Here is a 20,178-nt window from a genome sequence, read left to right as displayed (position 1 = left end):
CGGAGGCGAAAATCCCCGACCTCCGGTGCAGTTCTTATGAAAGAACTCTCATCCTCACGCGGGGCGTGAAAGAGCGGAGACTATCAAAATTCCTCCCAGTTATCAGCGGATGTGCTCAGTGCGGCATTGCCCGAGAATGCAGCCCTGATCTTTCCGCCAAGCGCGCGAGCGGGTGAAGCCGCAGGCCTGTCGACGGGCGAGGCTGCACGAACCGGCGCAGACGCCGCGCTGTAACCGCCTTCCGACAATTTGAACTGGGCGAGAAGCTGGTTAAGCGACGCTGCCTCGCGGGCCAGCCCGTGGCTCGCCGCCGTGCTTTCCTCCACCATGGCAGCGTTTTTCTGCGTGTCCTGATCCATCTGGTTCACGGCGGTATTGATCTGCTGAAGACCGGAGGACTGCTCCTGCGCCGATTCTGCGATCGCCGCCACGTGCCGGTTGATTTCCTGCACTTCCGTGACGATCAACTCGAGCGCCTTGCCGGTCTGGCCGACCAGTTGCACACCCTGCTGAACCTGGCTGTTCGATGTCGTGATGAGGTTCTTGATCTCCTTGGCGGCACCGGCGGAACGCTGTGCCAGCTCACGAACTTCCTGAGCGACGACGGCAAACCCCTTGCCCGCCTCGCCGGCACGGGCTGCTTCCACGCCCGCATTCAACGCCAGAAGGTTCGTCTGGAAGGCGATCTCATCGATCACGCCGATGATGTTGGAAATCTCGTTCGCTGATCCTGCAATCTGCTCCATCGCGGCGACAGCTTTCTGGACCACTTCTCCCGACTGTTCGGCACCAATTTTCGCGCGACCGACAAGATGACCCGCTTCCTGCGCCCGTTTCGTCGAGTCCTTCACCGTCGTGGTGATCTCTTCCAGGGCAGCCGCTGTCTCCTCGACAGCCGCAGCCTGCTGCTCGGTACGCTTTGCCAGATCGTCGGCAGCCGAGCGGATCTCATTCGCACCCGCATCAATGCCGCGCGCATTCTGCGCCACCTGGCTCAGCGTCGATTGCAGCTGCTCCGCCGCCCTGTTGAAGTCACCGCGAATGCCATCAAGGCTGGATACGAAGGGTTGAACGATCCTGTAGGTAACGTCACCCTGGGAGATTTTCGAAAGGGCAGTCGCAAGGTTGTCGACGGCAAACTGCACGTCGGCAGCCTCATTCGCCTTTTGTTTTTCGCGTTCGATCCGGTCCTTCTCCGAAGATGAGCGGTTGGCCTCCGTCTCATTCTCAAGCCGAACGCGCTCGATGGCGTTCTCACGAAACGCCTGAACCGCGGCGGCCATCTGGCCCACTTCATCCTTGCGGTCCATACCGGCAATTTCCGTGGCGGTGTCACCTGCCGCCAGCGATCCCATTCGCTCGCGAAGCCGTGCGATCGGGGTTGTTATGCCACGGGAAGAGATGAACAGGCCGAGGGCGATCAATGCCAGCGACACAAGCGCTATGCTGACCAGAGCCGTCCAGATCGTCGTGTTGGTGCTGGCCGTGAGGCGTTCTCTGCCATCGTTCATCACCTGGATCAGCTGCTCGTTGCCCGCGCTGATCTTCGGCGAAACCTCGGTCATTTTCCGAAGCAGATTGAGCGCCATCTGCTGTGCTTCCGCACGTTGTCCTGCCTGCATCAGGGCAATGACCTGGTTACCCATTTCCTCGACTTCGACAACACCCTTGAGGATATCGCGAGCGGCTTCCGTGCGGGCTGGAACCAGCTCGATGATCTTGTTCTGCCGCTCTTCCAGCTGCTTGCGATCGGCTTTGAAGGTCTTGACTGCGGATTCGAAATCGCTGCTGGCAGGGTCATTGAGAGACGCGCGCAGCATCTGCATGCCGAGCGCATTGAGATTTCCGCTGGTTCGGGCGTTCAGCACCGCGGCAAGTGCCTCATTGGCAATGAAATCGCTGTAGACATCGTCGGTTTTTTTATATTGCAAGCTGACGTAGCTGATGCCTGAGATCGACATCAAGCTCATTAGCGAAATGACGAAAACGACCTTCGTTTTAATTTTGGTATTCTTCAGGAAAGACATGAATGGCCTCGGGGCAAGCGCTCTCCAGCTGCCCGGCCGGTGCGGGAAGCCAAAGAAACATATAAAGAAACATTGCGGGTAGCTGTGCCCCTCCTCATAGGGCGACAAGCGGATGTCCAGTACGGGTCGCCGCAGGGCTTTCCGAGATGGGTCCACTTGCTCTACCGGCTCCGCCGATGAAACCTTGGAACCTGCGTATTTTAGATTTCACAAAAGCACTAAATGAAGTGTTACCTGGGAGACGTAACCGACGACAATTGCGGCATCGCAAAATGCATGAAGTGTCGACATGGGCCAACAGGCTTCGCCTCTGCGGCCTTTTTCGCCCAGGCTTCGACAAACAGCTTTTCGACTGCAAAATCAATGAAGGCGCGCAGCCGCGGCGCATGAACCGAGCCGACGGCCAGACGATCGAAAACTGACCCGGGGCGGCGAGGTATTCGTTCAGGACGGTCTTGAGCAAGCCGTCCCGGATGGCATCCGTCGCCAGGAATTCTGCCGGCTGGTGCGACAGCCAAGGAGACGCAAATGGCGACGCAGAGATAGTGCGAACAGTGCAACGGATCTTTCGTTCTGGGTGGCGTGCATCTCACAGCAATCGGCACTCCTGCGCCAGCGATCAACGCGGTGCCGGGGCCCGTCTGACGAAGTATGCCCCCTATGCGCCTTTCAGCCAGCGATCGATATGCAACGCCACCGCCTCGGCATTTTCAAGCGGAGCGAAATGACCGGCATTGGCGATCAATTGCAGATTTGCGCCCGCAATACCGTTCGCTATTTCATACTGCGCCTCGATCGGGCATATCTGCTCATGCTCGCCGGCCAGCACCAGCGTTGGTGTGCCGATTGCAGCCAGCCGCGGCCTGCTGTCTGCCCGGTGAATGGCGGCTTCCGCCTGCGTTTCAAGATTGTCCGGCCCACAGTCGCGCGCCATCGCCACAATTTCTTCACGCAGGCCGACATTGCCGATGTTAACCGGAGCGACGAGCCGTTCCCACCCATCGAGGATGAACGTGTCCATGCCCATTGTTCTCGCGCGCTCGACTGCCCGACGCCGAATTTCCGCGTTTGCGGGCGGGTCTGGTCGCGCAGTGGAATCGATCAGGGCCAGTTTTGCCACGCGATGAGGCATCTGCGCGACCATCTCGAGCGCGCAGATGCCTCCGAGCGAAAATCCAGCGAGCAGGAACACGGGTGGCGCGGCCGCAAGCACGCTTCGGGCAAGATCCGGCATTGTCCGGCTACCCGTCGTGTCGCCCACAATAACGGGATAATCTCCTAACCGATCGATCAGGGGCTGGAAGATGCGCCGGTCGCAGGCGGTTCCGGGAAGAAGGAGGAGCGGAGGCCGCCCATCTGCTGCGTGTTTTGGACCTTTCTCCAACGCAAGTCCCCCGCCGTTTTGTCCGGTCAAGTGCGCGCGGCCTCGAATGAGGCCCAGGCCTCTTCGAATTTCGCAAGATCGAAATCTTTCCGCCGAGCGGGTTCCAGAATAAGCCGCTCCGTCGCCTGCAGCTTATCAATCGCAGCAGCGAGGACGGGGATGATGTCGGGCGGGATGACGACGGCTCCATGACGATCCGTATGGACGAGATCGCCCGGCGCAACTGTCATTCCGAAGACCGTGACGGGCGTGCCGATTGCCTCGACACGGACGAAAGCATGACTTGGCCCGACCGAACCGGCAATCATCGGAAAATCGTCAGGAACATCGCCGAGGTCACGCATGACGCCATTGGTCAGCACCCCGGATAGACCCAGTCCCCGGTGTACCGTTGCATTGATCTCGCCCCAGAAGGCGCCGACGCAATGGGGAAAGTCCAGGTCCTCGACGACGGCTATGGACGGCGCATCGCCACCTGCCATGTGCCGGTAATAGTCCCGACGCCGGGCCTTGATAGTGGCGGGATCTTCGCTTGAAGGAACAGCCGCAGCGATCTTCGCCGTGCGGGCATAACCGACGGCGGGTGCAGCCGCGGGGGCCGAAGAGATCACCGTACCTCGGGTGAATGCATTGAACCCGCGTTTGCCCTGCGCCACCTCGATCGCATTGCAGACGGTTGGTGTATCGACCTTGCGCAGCAGGGCCAGGAGAGTGTCGTCCAAGTGTCATCCTCCGATGCGTCAGGTTAAATCAGACGTCTCGTCCGATACCTGCTTTTGTCTGGAACCGCGGCGGCAGGTATGCCGCCGCGTTGCATCCGATTTCAGCCGCGCCAGGTAAGGCCTGCCTTTTCGCCAGTGGCAACGACGCGATAAAGACTGGCCTCGCCGGTCATCGAAGGCACGAGGCTGTGTTTCAGGCCCGGGGGAACGGCGCAGGTATCGCCCGGCGCCAGCACGGCGGTGCCACCGTCCCAGTCAAGCTTCCAATGGCCGCGCATGACCATCAGCACCTCATGGCGCTCGTTGACATAGGCGGCTTCCGGAATGGACCCGCGCGTCAGAAGCTCGACCTCAAAGCCCGGCTTGTCCCGCAGCAATGCATTTTCACCGATCACCTTGGCCGGAGCCTTCTGGGCAAGCGCCATCAGGTCCCAGTAACGGGCGACATAGTCACGCACCACGTCGGTGACTGGCGTTTCGGGGAAGCCCTTCAGTTCCTCGTCCGTCAGCAGCGGCATCGGCTTGATACCATCGGGCAGCGTGTGGCCCTTTTTGCTGTCATAGAGCTTACCGTTTTCCCCAAGAACCAGCCCGTGGTCCCTGGCATCCTCGATCACCTGCGGCGCCCAGATCACGCCGCCGCCGGCATCGTCGCCGCCGAGGATCGCCATGATCATCCCATAGTCGGTTCCGATATTTTCGAAACCGCGGAAGATGCCGGTCGGGATATTGAAGATATCTCCTTCCTCAAGCACCACTTCACCGGCATTGCCCCAGCGGCCCCAAAAGAAGCGCCAACGCCCCTTGAGGACGAAGAACACCTCTGCCGTGCGGTGCGAATGCAGCGAGTTGCGGCATTTGGGCGGCTGGCCTGCGGCCCCGATATTGAAGCCGGGCGTGTCCTTGATGTGAACGTGCTGATCAGCACTTTCCGAGACGCCACCACCGATGATCGTGAAGTTCTCCTTGCTGTTCGAGCCCGGCGTATGGGCGTCGATGAAGGCAGTGCGGCATGGCTTCAACTCGCCATAACGAACGATCCGTCTTTCCATTTCTTCCTGGGAGATCTGCATTTTCAGCCTTTCATACGTATGCAAAATGGGTTGCGGTCAGTGCTTCTCCATCCCTTCTGGGATGGGGAGGCTTAGCGTCTCACTTCTGTAGGAGCTGTTTGGAGGGTCGAGCCACGCAGGACCAGGGCACCATCAAGGACGACACGGCGCGCGGCGCCATCGCCCTGCTTGATGCTCTGCATCAGCGTCGCAACCGTCTCGCCGACCATGTCGTCGACATTCTGGCGGATGGTCGTGAGATTGTATGCCGGCCAGCGCGCCGGCGGCACATCGTCGAAGCCGACGACCGAAACGTCGCCGGGAATGCTCAACTTCAATTCAAAGCGCAGCACGTCCATGACGGCAAATGCCATGTGGTCGTTGCAGACGAAGACGGCATCGGGGCGATCCGGCCCGGCGAACATCCGCCGCGCCGCCGCCTGCGCCTCTTCATAACGGAAATTGCCGACTTCACGGGCAAAGAGCGTGAGCCCCGCCGCTTCCAGCCCTTCCCGAAAACCCTGTTCGCGGTCACGCTGCGTCGAGGCGCCTTCAAAGCCAGCGATATAGCCGCAACGCGTGTGACCAAGCGACACGAACAGATCGGCCAGTTGGCGCCCGCCGGCGCGGTTGTCCGAAGTGACGGCCGAGAGCCGCATATCATCCTGCGACCGGTTGAACAGTACGATCGGCACGCCAGAGGCATGGCAGCGCGCCGCAAGTTCGGACGACATGTTCGCCGATGCCAGAACGATGCCATCCACCTGATAGTCCAGAATTTCCTGGGTGATCTGGTCGACGTTTTCGGAGGCGATCGAGGAGATGAAGACCAGAACATGGTAGCCCTGATCCTGAAGCGCTTTCGACAGCCGCTCGACAACCTCCGGGTAGAAGTAGTTTTCCAGATAGGCGACGACGAGACCGATGATGCGGCTGCGCCCGGTAATCAGCGAGCGGGCGAGAACGTTCGGCCGGTAACCGAGCTGTTCGGCTGCATCCCTGATCTTCTCGGATGTCTTCTTGGAAACCGAGGTTCCCGGCGTGAAGTACCGCGAGACTGCCGATTGGCTTACGCCCGCCAGGCGCGCAACATCGTTCGAAGTGATCTTATCGTTTGCCATCAGTCTGCCGTCCAACCCCCATCGACCATCAGCGCGGTTCCTGTCACCATCGCCGCCGCGTCGCCGGCAAGATAGGTGACCGCGGCCATAATGTCTTCAACACGACCGATGCGGCCAAGCTTGATTTTCTCCTTTATCCACTGAACCCGTTCCGGTTGAGAAAAGGTTTGCTCGGTCAGCGGCGTCTCGATGAAAGTCGGGCAGATCGTATTGACCCGGATACCTTTCGAGCCCCATTCGATCGCCATCGACTTCGTAAACCCCTCGACGGCATGTTTCGTGGCGCTGTAAACCGCCCGGTCGATGCCGCCGACATGGGCCATCTGAGACGAAATATTGATCAGGGAACCCGGCTGGCCGGCGTCAATCAGCCCTCTGGCCACCGCGCGGGTCAGGAAATAGGCACCGCGCACGTTCAAAGAGAAGACGGCATCGAAGTCAACAGGGGTCGTTTCAAGCGCCGGCCCATGCCGGGCGCTACCCGCGCTGTTGACGAGCACCTGGAACGGTCCTTGGTCATCAACCTGAGCCTGCGTCGCCTCGACATCGGCAATATCCAGCACCATTGCTTCAGCCGAGAAACCTTCGGACCGGATAGCCTCCACCGCCTCATCGAGTTTTTCCGCCGATCTGGCGGCAAGCACCACATGCGCGCCCGCCTCCGCCAACGCGACCGCGCAGCCGAAGCCGATGCCGGACGATGCACCGGCGACGAGAGCGCGTTTGCCGGCAAGGCGGAAGGAGGGCGTGCGGGGGATATTCATCAGGCGGCCGCCTCTCCGTAAGGAATATTGCGGCCACCGTAACGGCGAACCCGGACATTGGCCTGCTCGGCATGGCCGACGAAGCCTTCCAGCAGGCAGAGACGCGAGCAATAGGCACCGACTTCGGCCGCGGCCTCGTCAGTCAACACCCTCTGGTAGGAGTGCGTCTTCAGAAACTTGCCGACCCAGAGACCGCCGGTATACCGGCCGGCCTTCCTGGTCGGCAGCGTATGGTTGGTGCCGATCACCTTGTCGCCATTGGCAACATTGGTTCGCGGGCCGAGGAACAACGCGCCGTAGGAGTGCATGTTCTCCAGGAACCAATCGTCACGGTCGGTCATCACCTGAACGTGTTCGGAGGCGATATCGTTGGCAACTGCCAGCATCTCCTCATAGGTGTCGCAGACGATGACCTCGCCATAATCGCGCCAGGAGGCGCTTGCTGTTTCCGTGGTCGGAATGATCGCCAGCAGGCGCTCGACTTCGGCCAGCGTCTGCCTTGCCAGCCTCTCGGAATTGGTCAAGAGGACGGATGGCGAATTATAGCCATGTTCCGCCTGACCGATCAGGTCGGTGGCGCACATCTCGGCATCCACCGTCTCATCGGCAATCACCATCGTCTCGGTTGGACCCGCAAAGAGATCGATGCCGACGCGGCCATAAAGCTGGCGTTTGGCCTCGGCTACGAAGGCGTTGCCGGGACCGACCAGCATATCGACAGGCTTGATCGTCTCCGTGCCCAGAGCCATTGCGCCAACGGCCTGCATGCCGCCCAGCACGTAAATCTCGTGGGCGCCGGCCTTGTGCATAGCCGCAACGATCGCAGGATGCGGCTCGCCCTTTTGCGGCGGAGCGGATGCGACGATGCGCGGAACGCCGGCTACGGACGCCGTCAGCACCGACATATGGGCAGAGGCGACCATCGGAAACTTGCCGCCGGGCACATAGCAGCCAACCGACTGAACCGGAATGTTGCGGTGACCAAGGATCACACCAGGCAGCGTTTCCACCTCGATATCGGTCATCGAGGCGCGTTGGGCCTGTGCGAACCGGCGGATCTGCGCCTGGGCAAAATCGATATCGGCCATATCGCGCGCCGAGACCCTGGACATCGCGGCCTCAATCTCGGACGGGCTGAGCTTGAAGGATGGCGGTGAAAATTTGTCGAATTTCTCCGAGAGCGCGCGCACGGCAGCGTCGCCATGCGTCTCGATGTCCTTCAGCGTCGACTCCACGATCGTACGAACCTTCGCATCGTCTTCAGACCGTTGCGCCTCTGGCTTTCCGCGCTTGAGATAGGTGACTGTCATGTGTTTCTTCCCTTGGCGTTTCAGCATGCGAAAACGCAATGCCGCTCGGAAACTTCAATCGCCTTCCCTTCCAGTAGCACTGCTACTAGTAGTTACCGGCAAATGCATACGTATTCAATAGGCTCTGCTATCATCCAGAGCAATTTGAAAAGGTCGTTACCCCTGCAATTGCGGACGGCTGATATTTGCCCCAAGCGAGTGCTCCATGGAGGGCAAGTCAATGCGTTCTCCCGTGGCAGCGTCAAAGAGATGCAGACGGGATGCGTTCAAGTCGATCGCAACCGTATCCCCCGGTTTTCCGCGCCATGACCGCGGCGCTCTTACGATGATCCGATCCTTGCCCAGCTGGACGGTGATGTAGTTGGATTCGCCGGTGAGCTCGATGGCATAGATGCTGCCGGTGAAATCGCCCGTCGTGCCCTCGGCGACCGACATGTCTTCGGGGCGGATACCGAGAACCATTTTGCCCTTTCCAGGCAGCTTCTGCCGGCCCAGCGAAAGGGCGTCCGAACAGAAGACGCCATCGGTAGTCTCGCCGGAAATGAGATTCATCGGGGGCGAGCCGATAAAACCGGCGACGAACAGGTTTGCGGGCCGGTCGTATATTTCCTCCGGTGGCGCAAGTTGCTGAATGACGCCCTTGTTCATGACGGCAACCCGATCAGCCAATGTCATTGCCTCGATCTGATCGTGCGTAACGTAGATGGTTGTCACACCGAGCTGATGCTGCAGATGCTTGATTTCCGCGCGCATGGTGACCCGCAGTTTCGCATCTAGATTGGAGAGCGGTTCGTCCATCAGGAACACTTTGGGCGTGCGCACGATGGCGCGTGCCAGCGCAACGCGCTGACGCTGGCCGCCCGACAGTTCGCGGGGCTTGCGCCCGAGAAGCGGCCCAAGCTCGACTTTCTCGGCTGCGGCCTGAACCTGACGTTCCCGCTCCGCCTTGGGAACGCCACGCACCTTAAGCGGATAGGTGATGTTGCCTGCCACCGTCATATGCGGATAGAGACCGTAGTTCTGAAAGACCATCGCCACGTCGCGGTCCTTGGGCAACATGTTGTTGACGACCTTGTCTCCGATCCGCAATTCGCCCGCGCTCGCCTCTTCCAGTCCGGCCACGATACGCATCGTCGTCGTCTTGCCGCAGCCAGATGGTCCCAGCAGCACCAGAAACTCGCCGTCGGCGATGGACAAATTGAGCTTGGGCAGGGCAACGAAGGACCCGAAACGTTTTTCGATATCGGTGAGGTTTACTGACGCCACGTCTCAATCCTCCTGCCGAACCGGCCCGTGGGCATATATCTGCCGGAGGATGGCAAGTTCGTCATACAGGGTCCACTCTTCGATGATCTTGTCGTCGTTGAAGCGGAAATGCGACATGCCGAGAATATAGACCGGTTTGCCGCTTGGCGCGCCGAACAGACCGTTACCGCGATGATGTCCGCGGATGGACCAGCGTACCGCCGCAATCGTGCCGTCCGCTTCGTCCGCGTGGCAATAATTATCGAAGGAAAACACCGCGTTCGGGAAAGCCGCGACAATCTGGATGAAATGATAGACGAGGCCTTCGATACCGGTAATTTCGCGGCCGCCGGCCATATGGACATTGACGGCAGGATCGTAAACTTCCCGAAGCGCGTCGAACCGCCGGCGGTTCCATGCCTCGTGCAGCATATGGGCAAGCCTGTCTTCGATCGTCTTCTTCGGCCGGTCGAGGGGCAAAGGCAGCGCCTGGCCTGCGGAGCGCTCGGGCTGGCCGATGAACCAGGGTTCACGGCCGGCAGCGGCATCCCGATCCGCGAGGCTGCGCGCAACCTCATGAATGTCAAAACCCAGCTGGCGCACCATCGCGCCGTTGTCCCGCACCAGCCATTCACGGAAAATCTTGTTATCCCTGGAGACACAGTCGGCCACGGTATGGATGTTCACCCGCCGCCCGGTCGCTTCGCCATAAGCGCTCGGACCGATATTGGTCATCTGGCTGAAGCCGAGATGGCTTGTGTAATAGCCCTCCTTGTCATCGCCGCTCCAGGCCACGTTGAGGAAACGGCTCTCCCGGTCGGGAAAGGCCTGCATCATCGAAACGGTGCCGTTGACGACCTCCTCGACGGAGCGGGTAATATCGAAGGCGGTATAAACCATGCAGGCATGATCGTAATAATCGTAGATCTTGCCGACCGATTTTTCAGCCCAGATCCAGTGCGTTATCTTGAAGATATAGTCGACGATATCGCCGAATGCATCGTCGAAGCCCGACAGGGGAAAGCCATTGCGTTCCTTGGGTGCAAGCAGTTCCTCCACGGAGCGCTGCCGCACCGTTGTCACGCCTGCGCGCAAGTCACGCTTTGCGGTTGATACATCGTTCATTGTCTTCTCCCTATCTTACCGAGCCCGAAACAAGGCCTTTGACGAAATATTTCTGGACGTATCGGGACAGAACAAGCATCGGCAGGATGATCACGAGACCGATGGCGGCCATGATTTCCCACGCGTCGCCGCGTTCCGTCCTGGCGCTCATCAGCGCTACCTGGATGGTCGTTGCGTTTTCCCGCGTCAGCACCAGCGCATAAAAGAACTCGTTCCATGCGACGACGAAACAGAAGATGCCGGCGGTGGCGATGCCCGGAAGCGCCATCGGCACGACGACATCCCAGATTGCCCTCAGACGTGAGGCGCCGTCGATCTGTGCTGCTTCCTCCATGTCCACCGGTATGGAGTCGATGAACCCCTTGATCATCCAGATCGCATAGGGAACCACGAAAGACATGTTGGCGATGATGAGCGCGATGCGCGTGTCGAGCAGACCACCCTGGCGAAAGGCAATGAAGAGCGGGATGATGACGATGACGGGCGGGATGAACTGGGTCGCCAGCACGCCGATTGGCCAGATGCTGCCACCGGGGAACCGGAAGCGCGAAAAGGCATAGGCCGCGGCAGTGGCGATCGGCAACGACAGCAGCAGCGTTCCCATCGTCACGACGATGCTGTTCCAGGTGCGCTCGCCGACGAGAAACGGCGCTTCGAACGCAGTGCGGATGTTTTCAAGCGTGGGTGTGAAGAAGAACCTCAGCGCGTAGACGTCACGCGGGTCCTTGAATGCCGTCGCCACGATCCACACGATCGGGCCGATGAAAACGAGGAGAATGAGCGCGATGGCAAGTCCGCGCGCGAGGCTTGAAATCCGGTTTCTGGTTTTCATCTGCATGTCACTGGCGCTCCATGACGAACCGTGAATAAATTGCTGCAAGCACCGCCATGACAGCCGCGAGCAGATAGGCAACTGCCGCCGCATAACCGAGGTCGTACCAGCGGAAGGCGGTCTGGAACACGAAATGCGCCAGCGTTTCCGTCGCCGTCCCCGGCCCGCCATTGGTGAGCGTGACGACCTGATCGAGGACCTTGAGCGAGAAGATCGCCTTGAGCAGAAGGGCGATGGCAAGCACCGGCCGCAGCTGCGGCAACACGATTTCAAAGAACACCCGCGTCTTGGAAGCCCCATCGACCTGGGCTGCCTCAACCGTTTCCTGCGGAAGAGCGGCAAGCGCGCCAATGAAGAGGAGCATGAAATAAGGCGACCAGTGCCAGACGTCCGAAGCTATCAACGTTGCCATCGCAAGTGTCGGATCAGCAAGGATCGGAACGCCTTTCAACGACGGAACGACGGCGCCGACCACGGCGGCAAATGCGCCGAACTCCGGATTGAACAGGAAGCGCCAGGATATGCCGAGCAATGCAGGCGACATGGCGAAAGGTATCACGAGCAGCGTGCGCACACTTACCCGCATCATATCGGCACCGGCTAGAAGCAAAGCCAGCCCCATGGCGAGGATCATCGTGAAGAAGACGGAGAAGACCGTGAAGACCGACGTCACCCGGATGCTGTGCCAGAAATCCGGATCGTCCGTGATGACGCGGGTATAGTTCTCCATGCCGACGAAAGGCCCGAGCGTCGGCTGCTGCGCCAGGTTCCACTCATGCACCGAGTACCAGAGAGCGGCGCCCAATGGGTAGAGAAGCGTCGCTGCGATGACGACGAAGGCTGGTGTAATCAGCCAGTATTTCAGATGTTTGTCTTTCACGGAAAATCCCTTGACGACAAGGAAGGCCTGCCAGGGGAAGCGCCTGCTCCACCCGGCATATGCCTTCATTCACGGTGAAGGCGGTTCACTCAGCCCTTGCGATAACCTGCACGCCGCAGGATACGATCGATGTCCTGAGCCGCCTGATCCAGCCCATCCTTTACCGGCCTTGAACCGGTGGCAAGTTCCGAGATGGTGTTTTCGAGTGTGACGGCAATCTGCGGCCATTCCTTGAGCTGCGGCATGATCCGCGAACCCTCAAGGCTCTTCGCAGCGACCTTATGAAGGCCGTGATTTGCCGCATTCACCTTTTCGTCGAGGAAGCTCTTCGTGTTGGTGACCACGATATCGGACGTCTTGGGGTCGGATTTGTCGATCGCACATTCGATCTCGAGTTCCGGCGTCGAAACCCATTTCATGAATTCCCATGCCGCATCCTTCTTTTTCGAAAGCGCGCTGACCGCGAAGGGCAAAGACAGTGCATAGGATACGGGGGCACCGCTGTCGAACTGCGGCATGGGCGCAAAGCCGACCTGTTCCGGCTTCAGAGAGGATTTTTCGCCAGTCAGAACCGAATAGACCCACCACCAGACCATGACCATGGCCGACTTGCCCTGCGCCACGGAATTGACGGCGTCCCCTTCGACGAACTGCACGGAACCGGGCGCAGCCACCTTATGCTTCAGCAAAAGGTCCAGATACATCTGCGTGGCTTCGATGGCAGCCGGATCGGTGAAGCGGGTTTCCTTGAAGTCGGGTGAAAAGATGTCGCCGCCCTTGCCCCACAAATGATTGAGCCAGAGGAAGAGGTTCTGCTGGCCATTGCCCTTGCCGTAATACATCGCCACGCCCGACACATCGGGATTGGCCGACTGTATGGCGGCACCCGCAGCAGCAACCTCGTCCCAGGTCGTCGGCGGCTTGAGGCCCGCGGCATCGAAAAGGTCCTTGCGATAAAACAGCATCTGGGGATGGCCGCGCACCGGAAGACCGTAGGTCACGCCGCCGATCTGGCCGCCGAGCTTGTAGGCTTGCGGGTAACGGTTGATGTCGAGCCCATCGCGCTTGAGCAATTCGTCGAGCGGGTGCAGATAAATCGACAGGGACGGACCCCAATTGTCCTGATAACAGACGACATCATATTCAGAGCTGCCCGCCACCGCTTCGGTCGTGATCTTGTCGCGCACCTGACCATAGGGAACATAGGTATAAACAGCCTTGATGCCCGTCAGTTCTTCAAATTGCGCAAGCCGCTTTTCATGGGCGCGAAACTGGCTCGATTGCGGCAGCATGATATTGATAGCCTGGCCGGCGAAAGGCTTGCCCTCAAGAAGAGCAGCCGAGGCCCGGCGCGGCGAAACACCGAAGGTGGCCGCCATCGACGCCGCCAAACCCAGTTGCGTGAAGTTACGCCTCGAAATCATAATTTGGCTCCTCCCAAATTTCTCATAACGACGTCGCGTCAGTTTTTGCATTCGTATGCAAAGTAGCATAAATGCATACGAATGCAATACCGCTTGAAGCACTTTTATCGACTGACGCTCACATCGGTAAATCAGGCGATCTGCGCGCCGGAACTGCCCTGAAATCTGGAGATCGCGCTGGGAGGCCGAATGACCTCAGCGGCATCCATTTGTATATACACGTCACTCTCGGACGCATCATAACATCGTTGCCGAAACCTGTGCCATGGCGGAGAAACGACCGGACCACCTGATAGTCTTTAACCAAGGATGCGGCAGAACCGGCCGCGACGGCGTGCGGGCTTTGCCGCGCCCGTAATATCGCAAGTGCACGAGCGAGCGGAGAAGTCCGCCCGCCCCACCTGTCATCTGTCCGGGAAACTAGGGCTGGATGTAAACCGGGTTGCTCACTGCCCGGCGGATCGGCTGATCCTGCATATGGGCGCCCTGAAGCTGCCAGGGAAGCGAGCGCCCCTCCTGTGCCGCCATGAAATCGGCAACCAGCCTTTCGCGGCTATTCGCAGCGATGATTTCGGTACGAAGAAACGTCTTTGCCTCGCCGGAGAAACTGCCCGTCCAAGCATCTGTTTCAATGGTCTGCGTGGTGAGAATGCCACTTGCATCGATCCAGACGAGCAGATCGCCATCCGCACCCCTCACATCGGCCTCTGCGATGACCGGTCCGGAAACCGTCGAACCCATCGGCTGGCCGTTCACCGTCAGCGCAAGATGCGGCCCCGTCGGGCTTTCCGTCACATAACCGCGACCCGCCTTCATCGCAGCGAGGATAGCATCTTCCGACAACTCCTCCAGCCAGAACACCGTCGTCGGGCGGGCAAGCACCAGCGGCCCCTCGGGCATGAGTTGCGCAGGCTGATGAAAATCGCTGCCTCCGATGGCGGAGATCTTCAGACCCGAAGCCAGTCGCTGCTGATAGCGGCCGAGCGACACCCAGTTCCACGCCATCCAGTGTGACTGCCAGACCTCCATGCAGTCGATCTCGGGCAGTTCGTAGTCCCATTGAATGGTGGGCTTGTCGTGATTGATGGACAAAAGCCCGCCGCGCTCATGCACCAGCCGGGAGAGCGTATGGGCATGTTCCGGCTTGGTCATGCGGAAATCGATCCACTCATCGACACCATAGACATTGGCGTGGCCAGTCGCCGTCGTTATCTCCATCGCCCGGATGAAGACAAGGTCCGGCGAGGATTGCGGATGAAAATAGCGGCGCTGCGTGATGGTGTTGTGATCGGCAATGGCAAGAAAATCGAGACCGGCCTGGGAGGCAGCCTGATGCAGCAGCTCCGGAGAGCCCAATGCATCGGAATGGAAAGTGTGGCAATGCAGGTCGCCCCGATACCAGCCCGCCCCTTCCCGCCGCGGAAAGCGGCGTTCCGGCTGCGGCTCGAGTTTGCGCGGCGCGCTGTCGCAACGGATAGTCACGACGACATCGGCTCCGTTTTCCGGCAATTTATGCAGGCCGAGCATGACTTTCCATGTGCCGGCCGGCATCTCGCCGTGGATATAGCCGGGCGTTGCATCATCGGTCGCAACAAAGAAGCAATCGCGTGCGCCACCGCTCCAGCCACGGAAACCGGCGACTGAAGGGTAGTCCGTCGCCGTAGCGTCGAGCACGCCGAGATCGATGACGCAATCCTCGTCCTTCCGATAGGCCATCGTCACGTCGATGCGCGTTACACCCTTCAGAACATCGAAAGGAACATAGAAGTAAGGATCGGCCGACTGGTCGGCGCGACTGACGTGAACCCTGATTTCGGTCATCACACTTCCCGTCTTACTCACCGACATCCGGAATGCGTATGCCGGCGCCATCGAACAATGTGACGTGGCGGATATCGAAGGCGAGCGTCACGACGTCGTTCACCCGAATCTCATCATCCGTGAAAATGCGGGCGGTCACCCGGCCGGCATCCTCGCGCTCCATCGTGACAAGGCTTTCCGGGCCCATGTTCTCATTGGCGAAAAGCTTGCCCGTGATGGTGTTTTCATCACCGGCCTGGGCAATCCGCAAATGTTCGGGCCGGACGCCAAGCGTCATCCGGCCGCGGCCCGCGGCCGCCGCAATGGCGTCGGAGACAGGCAGGCCCGGCAGTGTCAGGCCATCGGCGCGCAGTTGCAGCTTGCCATAGGCAACCATGGCATCGGCCGACACGAGGTTCATTGGCGGGTTGCCCACGAAATTGGCAACGAAGGTGGTGGCCGGACGCCGGTAAATCTCGATGGGCGGTGCGAACTGAACGATGCGGCCCTTGTCCATGACTGCGATGCGGGTCGCAAGCGCCATGGCCTCCGCCTGGTCGTGGGTGACATAGACCGCCGTCATGCCCATGTCGCGCTGCAGGTGGTTGAGGAAGCCGCGCGCTTCAAGACGTAGCTTGGCATCGAGGTTGGAAAGCGGCTCGTCGAACAGATAGACCTGGCTGGGATAAACAAGCGCACGTGCCAGCGATGTACGCTGCTGCTGTCCGCCGGAAATCTGGCTCGGCAGGCGCTTCATCAGATCACCGATCTTAAGCACGTCGGCCACCTGCTTGGCGCGCGCGTGGCGCTTTTCCTCGCTCTCGCCGCGCACTTTGAGCGGATAGGCGATGTTGTCGGCAAGGTTCATGTGCGGATAAAGCGCATAGTCCTGAAAGACCATCGATATCTGCCGGTCCTTGGGGTGCAGATAGGTGACGTCCTTGCCGCCGATCAGCACCTTGCCCGAGGTCGGCGTTTCGAGGCCGGCGATCATGCGCAGGCTCGTCGTCTTGCCGCAGCCGGAGGGGCCGAGCAGGCAGACGAACTCGCCGTCCGATATTTGAAAGCTGATGTCGGGCACCGCATGAAAGTGACCGAAGCTCTTGGAGACATTCTGGAATTCGACAGAGGCCATGAAACTGATTTCCGATTACGACTTGATGCCACCAAAGAACCGGAAACCAAACTTCCAGTTCACGAAGAGGTAAAGCACAATGACGGGGAGCGAATAGATGAGCGAATAGGCAGCGAGCAGCGTAACGATCGGTGTGCCCGCCTCCGAATAGAAGGAATAGATCGCGACCGAGGCCGGCATCAGGCTATCGCTGCGCAGCAGGATGAAGGGGATGAGGAATGAACCCCAGATATTGACGAATGCCCAGACCACGACGACCACGATGCCCGGCCGGATGACCGGCAATGCCACGTCGAAGAAAGCCTGCAGCGGTGAGGCACCGGCCACCATGGCGCTTTCCTCGTAGGAACGCGGGATGGCATCGATGAAATCGCGGAGAATGAACATTGCCGTCGGCAGCAGCCCGCCCGCAAAAACGAGAATGACGGCGATATGGGTATTGATGAGACCGGCCGCAGAAATGATCAGGAAGATCGGCACCATCGCCGCGGAACCCGACACAACGGAAGAAAACAGCAGAAGCGTATAGGTGACGGCCCCTTTACCGGGAATTGACGAGCGAGACAGCGCATAAGCAGCAAGCGTCGCTGCCGCGCCGATCAGAATGACCCCGCCGAAAGACTGGATCAGGCTGTTCAAAAGGGCCCGCATTGCAAAGGTGTTCTCGAACACCGTCATGAAGTTCGAGAGAGTGAACGCTTCGGGAATTGCGAGTCCGAGTTCGGCGCGGGCGTTGAACGGTGCGAAGATGAACCAGACGAGCGGCAGGGCGAAGGCCACGCCGAGCAGGGATGCTGCCACGGAAAAGAGAATGCGGCGTTTAAAGACGTTTCCGGAGATCTGCATCATTCAGCCTCCGCCGTTTTCTTGCGCGCGATACGCAAATAGACAAGCGCAAAGGCGAGGTTGACGAGCATGATGATGACGCCGACCGCCGCACCCTTGCCGAACTCGAAATCCTTGAATGCGATACGATAGGTATAGATCGACAGCAGTTCCGTTCGGTAGGACGGCCCGCCATTGGTGAGCAGGAATGGCGTAAACACGTTGAAAGTCCACATTGTGATGAGGATGAGGTCGGTGACGACATGGCCGCGGATGAGCGGCAACGCAATGTCGCGAAGCTTCTGCCATGAGGTCGCACCCGCCACGTCCGCTGCCTGGAAATAGCTCGGCGGGATGGACTGAAAGGCGGAATTAAACAGCATCATCGAGAAGGCTGCGCCGCGCCAGGTGTTGAAAAACACGATCACCCAGAAAGGCTGCTGCAGAAGCCAGTCGCCGGGTGGCAGACCGAGGCCGCGCATGATCATGTTCAGCGTGCCATTGTCATAGTCGAGAAAGGCGAACCACGCGAAACCGATGACCACTTCCGGCAATATCCATGCGGCAATGACCGCCGTCTGCAGGAAGGACTTCAATGCCGGCGATACGGCCTGGCTGAGCCAGGCGAGCAACAGGCCGATCAGCGCCTGGCCTGCAAGCGCGGAAAGCAGCACGAATTGCAGCGTCAGGATGAAGGAAAAACCGAACTGGCCGCGGGTGAAGAACGTATCCGGATTAAACAGCGTGAAATAATTTTGCAGACCGACGAAATCCGGATCGACTGCCGTGCGCCCGATGAGCGTTCGGTTCGTGAAAGAAACGAAGATCACCCAGAAAAACGGGACCATAACAAAAATGCCGACCAGCGCGGCGGCAGGAGCCAAAAAGACAGCGCCTGCCCGCGTGGAAAGCAGCGAGAAGTTTTTCATGCTTTTTTACCTCATGGCGGATCGCATCGATCCGTCGCAAATTGCGTCTGACCGGTAATCGGTCAGACGCAGTCCGTTATGCCTCAGAGGCGGCTAACCGTATTTTCTGCACCGACGATACCGATCACGGCGGTCTTGAACTGAGCCATTGCATCCTCCGGCGAGAGCTCGCCGGAAACCACGCGTTCGGTCATGCGCTGAATTTCAGCGGAAACCTTGTTGTAGTTCGCGTCATTTGGGCGCGCGGTGGTGATCGGCAGCAATGTCTTGGCGGTTTCCGTCAGGAAGGGTGAATTCGGGATCGGTACGTCATTTCGGATGCGGATCGCAGGCTGGATCGCCTGAAAGGCATCAAGCTGTTCCTTGCTGTTCATGAAAGAGAGCAGTTCCCAGGCTTCCTGCGGCGTATCCGTATTGGGATTGATGACAAAACCGGTGCCGCCAGACATGGTGACAAAATCCTGACCACGCAGGCCACGGCCGGGCTTTTCGGAAGGCATCTTTTTCCAGGTCATGACATTGTCACGGTCAGCGACTTCGAATTCGGCGCCCGGCTTGGTGACGGAGCGATAGAACCAGTCGCCTTCGACCAGCATGGCGGTTTTGCCATTGCGGAAATTGGCAAAGCTGCGGTTACGGCCATCGGCCAGCAGCTGAGCCCGCTGGTCTCCAAGCTTCTCGTCCAGATAGATTGTCTTATAGAGCTTCAGCGTATCGAGGATGCCCTGGCTGGAAACGATGTATTTGCCGTTTTCATCGGTAACTTGCTCACCGGTGCCGAGCAGCGCCATCCAGTAGCCCTGCATCGTCGTGGCTTCGCCCATTGAGACGCCGGCATTCAGCTGCAGCGGGAAGCTTTCAGGATCGGCAGCCTTGATCTTGCGGGCGGCTTCGAGGAGTTCGTCCCAGGACTTCGGCTGCCAGCCGTCGGCATCGATGCCAGCCTTCTTGAATACGTCCTTGCGCACGAAAATCATGCGCGCATCGGTGCCAAGCGCGATGCCATAGGGCTTGCCCTGGTAGCTCATCAGGGCCTGAGAACCTTCCGAGATATGCTTCCAGCCCTCCCAGGATGCCGCCGCGGGGCCGGCAATCTCTTCGAGCGACTTCAATAGGCCGCCCTGCACAAAGCTCGGGATCATGAAGCCGTCGAAATTGGAAATATCCGGGCCTGCACCAGTGGAGAAATCAAGCGCGAGCTGCTGCGTCAGCTGCTCGTCCTCGCCGCCAAACTGGGTCAGCTTGACCGTGACATCCTTGCCATCGGCCTTCATTTTTTCCGTGAAGGCGGGAATAACGGCCTTCTGAATCCATTCCGCCATGCCGGAATTAACACCGCCGATCACGCAGCGGCAGGTAATGTTGAGCTCCGTCGCGGCCAAGACCGGGCCCGACAGCGCGATTGCTGCTGTGGCACCCAACAACAGAGTTTTGATGCTCCTGCGCATTGAAAGTCCTCCCAAAAAATAGTTCGGCGCGACGGCGCGCGCTTTTCGAGGATCCGGCAAACTAGAACTCCTCCGGTCCCCGCCTCATCCCGCCACCAAGAATGAACACGCTTTCATTTTTGTCAACAGGGCGTTCATCAGAAAAAATTACAAAC

Annotated in this window: 17 protein-coding genes and 1 pseudogene; all 18 read right to left on the bottom strand. The window is 59.4% G+C overall.

Annotation, left to right across the window (positions count from 1 at the left end):
- Positions 1-83 precede the first annotated feature (83 nt).
- The gene (locus tag FY152_21580; protein UXS34693.1) at positions 84-2,027 is read right to left on the bottom strand and encodes a HAMP domain-containing protein; all 1,944 of its coding nucleotides are present in this window, start codon (positions 2,025-2,027) and stop codon (positions 84-86) included.
- Positions 2,028-2,359: 332 nt separating this feature from the next.
- Positions 2,360-2,541: pseudogene (locus FY152_21575) on the bottom strand (LysR family transcriptional regulator).
- 144 nt (positions 2,542-2,685) lie between these two features.
- On the bottom strand, positions 2,686-3,411 hold the full coding sequence (locus FY152_21570) for an alpha/beta fold hydrolase (protein UXS34692.1): 726 nt from the start codon (positions 3,409-3,411) through the stop codon (positions 2,686-2,688).
- A gap of 26 nt (positions 3,412-3,437) precedes the next feature.
- A complete protein-coding gene (locus FY152_21565; GenBank protein ID UXS34691.1) occupies positions 3,438-4,133 on the bottom strand; it encodes an RraA family protein in 696 nt (231 codons plus the stop codon).
- A 101-nt stretch (positions 4,134-4,234) separates the two neighbouring features.
- Positions 4,235-5,206 (bottom strand): cupin domain-containing protein, encoded by a 972-nt coding sequence (locus FY152_21560; protein ID UXS34690.1) that lies wholly within the window; start codon positions 5,204-5,206, stop codon positions 4,235-4,237.
- A gap of 71 nt (positions 5,207-5,277) precedes the next feature.
- Positions 5,278-6,306, bottom strand: a complete 1,029-nt coding sequence (locus FY152_21555) for a substrate-binding domain-containing protein (GenBank protein UXS34689.1) — start codon at positions 6,304-6,306, stop codon at positions 5,278-5,280.
- Positions 6,306-7,070, bottom strand: a complete 765-nt coding sequence (locus FY152_21550) for an SDR family oxidoreductase (protein ID UXS34688.1) — start codon at positions 7,068-7,070, stop codon at positions 6,306-6,308. Before FY152_21550 ends, FY152_21555 begins: the two co-directional genes overlap by 1 nt.
- A complete protein-coding gene (gene hisD, locus FY152_21545) occupies positions 7,070-8,380 on the bottom strand; it encodes a histidinol dehydrogenase (protein UXS34687.1) in 1,311 nt (436 codons plus the stop codon). Before hisD ends, FY152_21550 begins: the two co-directional genes overlap by 1 nt.
- Before the next feature lie 156 nt (positions 8,381-8,536).
- Positions 8,537-9,646, bottom strand: a complete 1,110-nt coding sequence (gene ugpC / locus FY152_21540) for a sn-glycerol-3-phosphate ABC transporter ATP-binding protein UgpC (GenBank protein ID UXS34686.1) — start codon at positions 9,644-9,646, stop codon at positions 8,537-8,539.
- A 3-nt stretch (positions 9,647-9,649) separates the two neighbouring features.
- Positions 9,650-10,750, bottom strand: coding sequence for an ester cyclase (locus FY152_21535; protein ID UXS34685.1), 1,101 nt, complete (start codon positions 10,748-10,750; stop codon positions 9,650-9,652).
- Positions 10,751-10,760: 10 nt separating this feature from the next.
- Positions 10,761-11,588 carry a carbohydrate ABC transporter permease gene (locus tag FY152_21530; protein UXS34684.1) on the bottom strand — a complete coding sequence of 276 codons (828 nt, stop codon included), beginning with the start codon at positions 11,586-11,588 and terminating at the stop codon, positions 10,761-10,763.
- A 1-nt stretch (position 11,589) separates the two neighbouring features.
- Positions 11,590-12,462: a sugar ABC transporter permease gene (locus tag FY152_21525; GenBank protein UXS34683.1), complete on the bottom strand. Its 873-nt coding sequence runs from the start codon at positions 12,460-12,462 to the stop codon at positions 11,590-11,592.
- Positions 12,463-12,551: 89 nt separating this feature from the next.
- Positions 12,552-13,754, bottom strand: coding sequence for a sugar ABC transporter substrate-binding protein (locus FY152_21520; GenBank protein ID UXS35148.1), 1,203 nt, complete (start codon positions 13,752-13,754; stop codon positions 12,552-12,554).
- 552 nt (positions 13,755-14,306) lie between these two features.
- Positions 14,307-15,707 (bottom strand): CehA/McbA family metallohydrolase, encoded by a 1,401-nt coding sequence (locus FY152_21515; protein ID UXS34682.1) that lies wholly within the window; start codon positions 15,705-15,707, stop codon positions 14,307-14,309.
- 13 nt (positions 15,708-15,720) lie between these two features.
- Entirely contained in the window at positions 15,721-16,821 is a 1,101-nt protein-coding gene (locus tag FY152_21510; GenBank protein ID UXS34681.1) for an ABC transporter ATP-binding protein, read from the bottom strand.
- Between the two features lie 15 nt (positions 16,822-16,836).
- Positions 16,837-17,667 carry a carbohydrate ABC transporter permease gene (locus FY152_21505; protein ID UXS35147.1) on the bottom strand — a complete coding sequence of 277 codons (831 nt, stop codon included), beginning with the start codon at positions 17,665-17,667 and terminating at the stop codon, positions 16,837-16,839.
- Positions 17,667-18,575 (bottom strand): sugar ABC transporter permease, encoded by a 909-nt coding sequence (locus FY152_21500; protein ID UXS34680.1) that lies wholly within the window; start codon positions 18,573-18,575, stop codon positions 17,667-17,669. Before FY152_21500 ends, FY152_21505 begins: the two co-directional genes overlap by 1 nt.
- A gap of 83 nt (positions 18,576-18,658) precedes the next feature.
- Positions 18,659-20,023, bottom strand: a complete 1,365-nt coding sequence (locus FY152_21495) for an extracellular solute-binding protein (protein ID UXS34679.1) — start codon at positions 20,021-20,023, stop codon at positions 18,659-18,661.
- Positions 20,024-20,178 lie beyond the last annotated feature (155 nt).

Source organism: Agrobacterium tumefaciens (assembly GCA_025560025.1).
Taxonomy (GTDB): domain Bacteria; phylum Pseudomonadota; class Alphaproteobacteria; order Rhizobiales; family Rhizobiaceae; genus Agrobacterium.
Note: the sequence above shows the minus strand (reverse complement) of the source record. Positions and strands in the feature narration are given on the sequence as shown.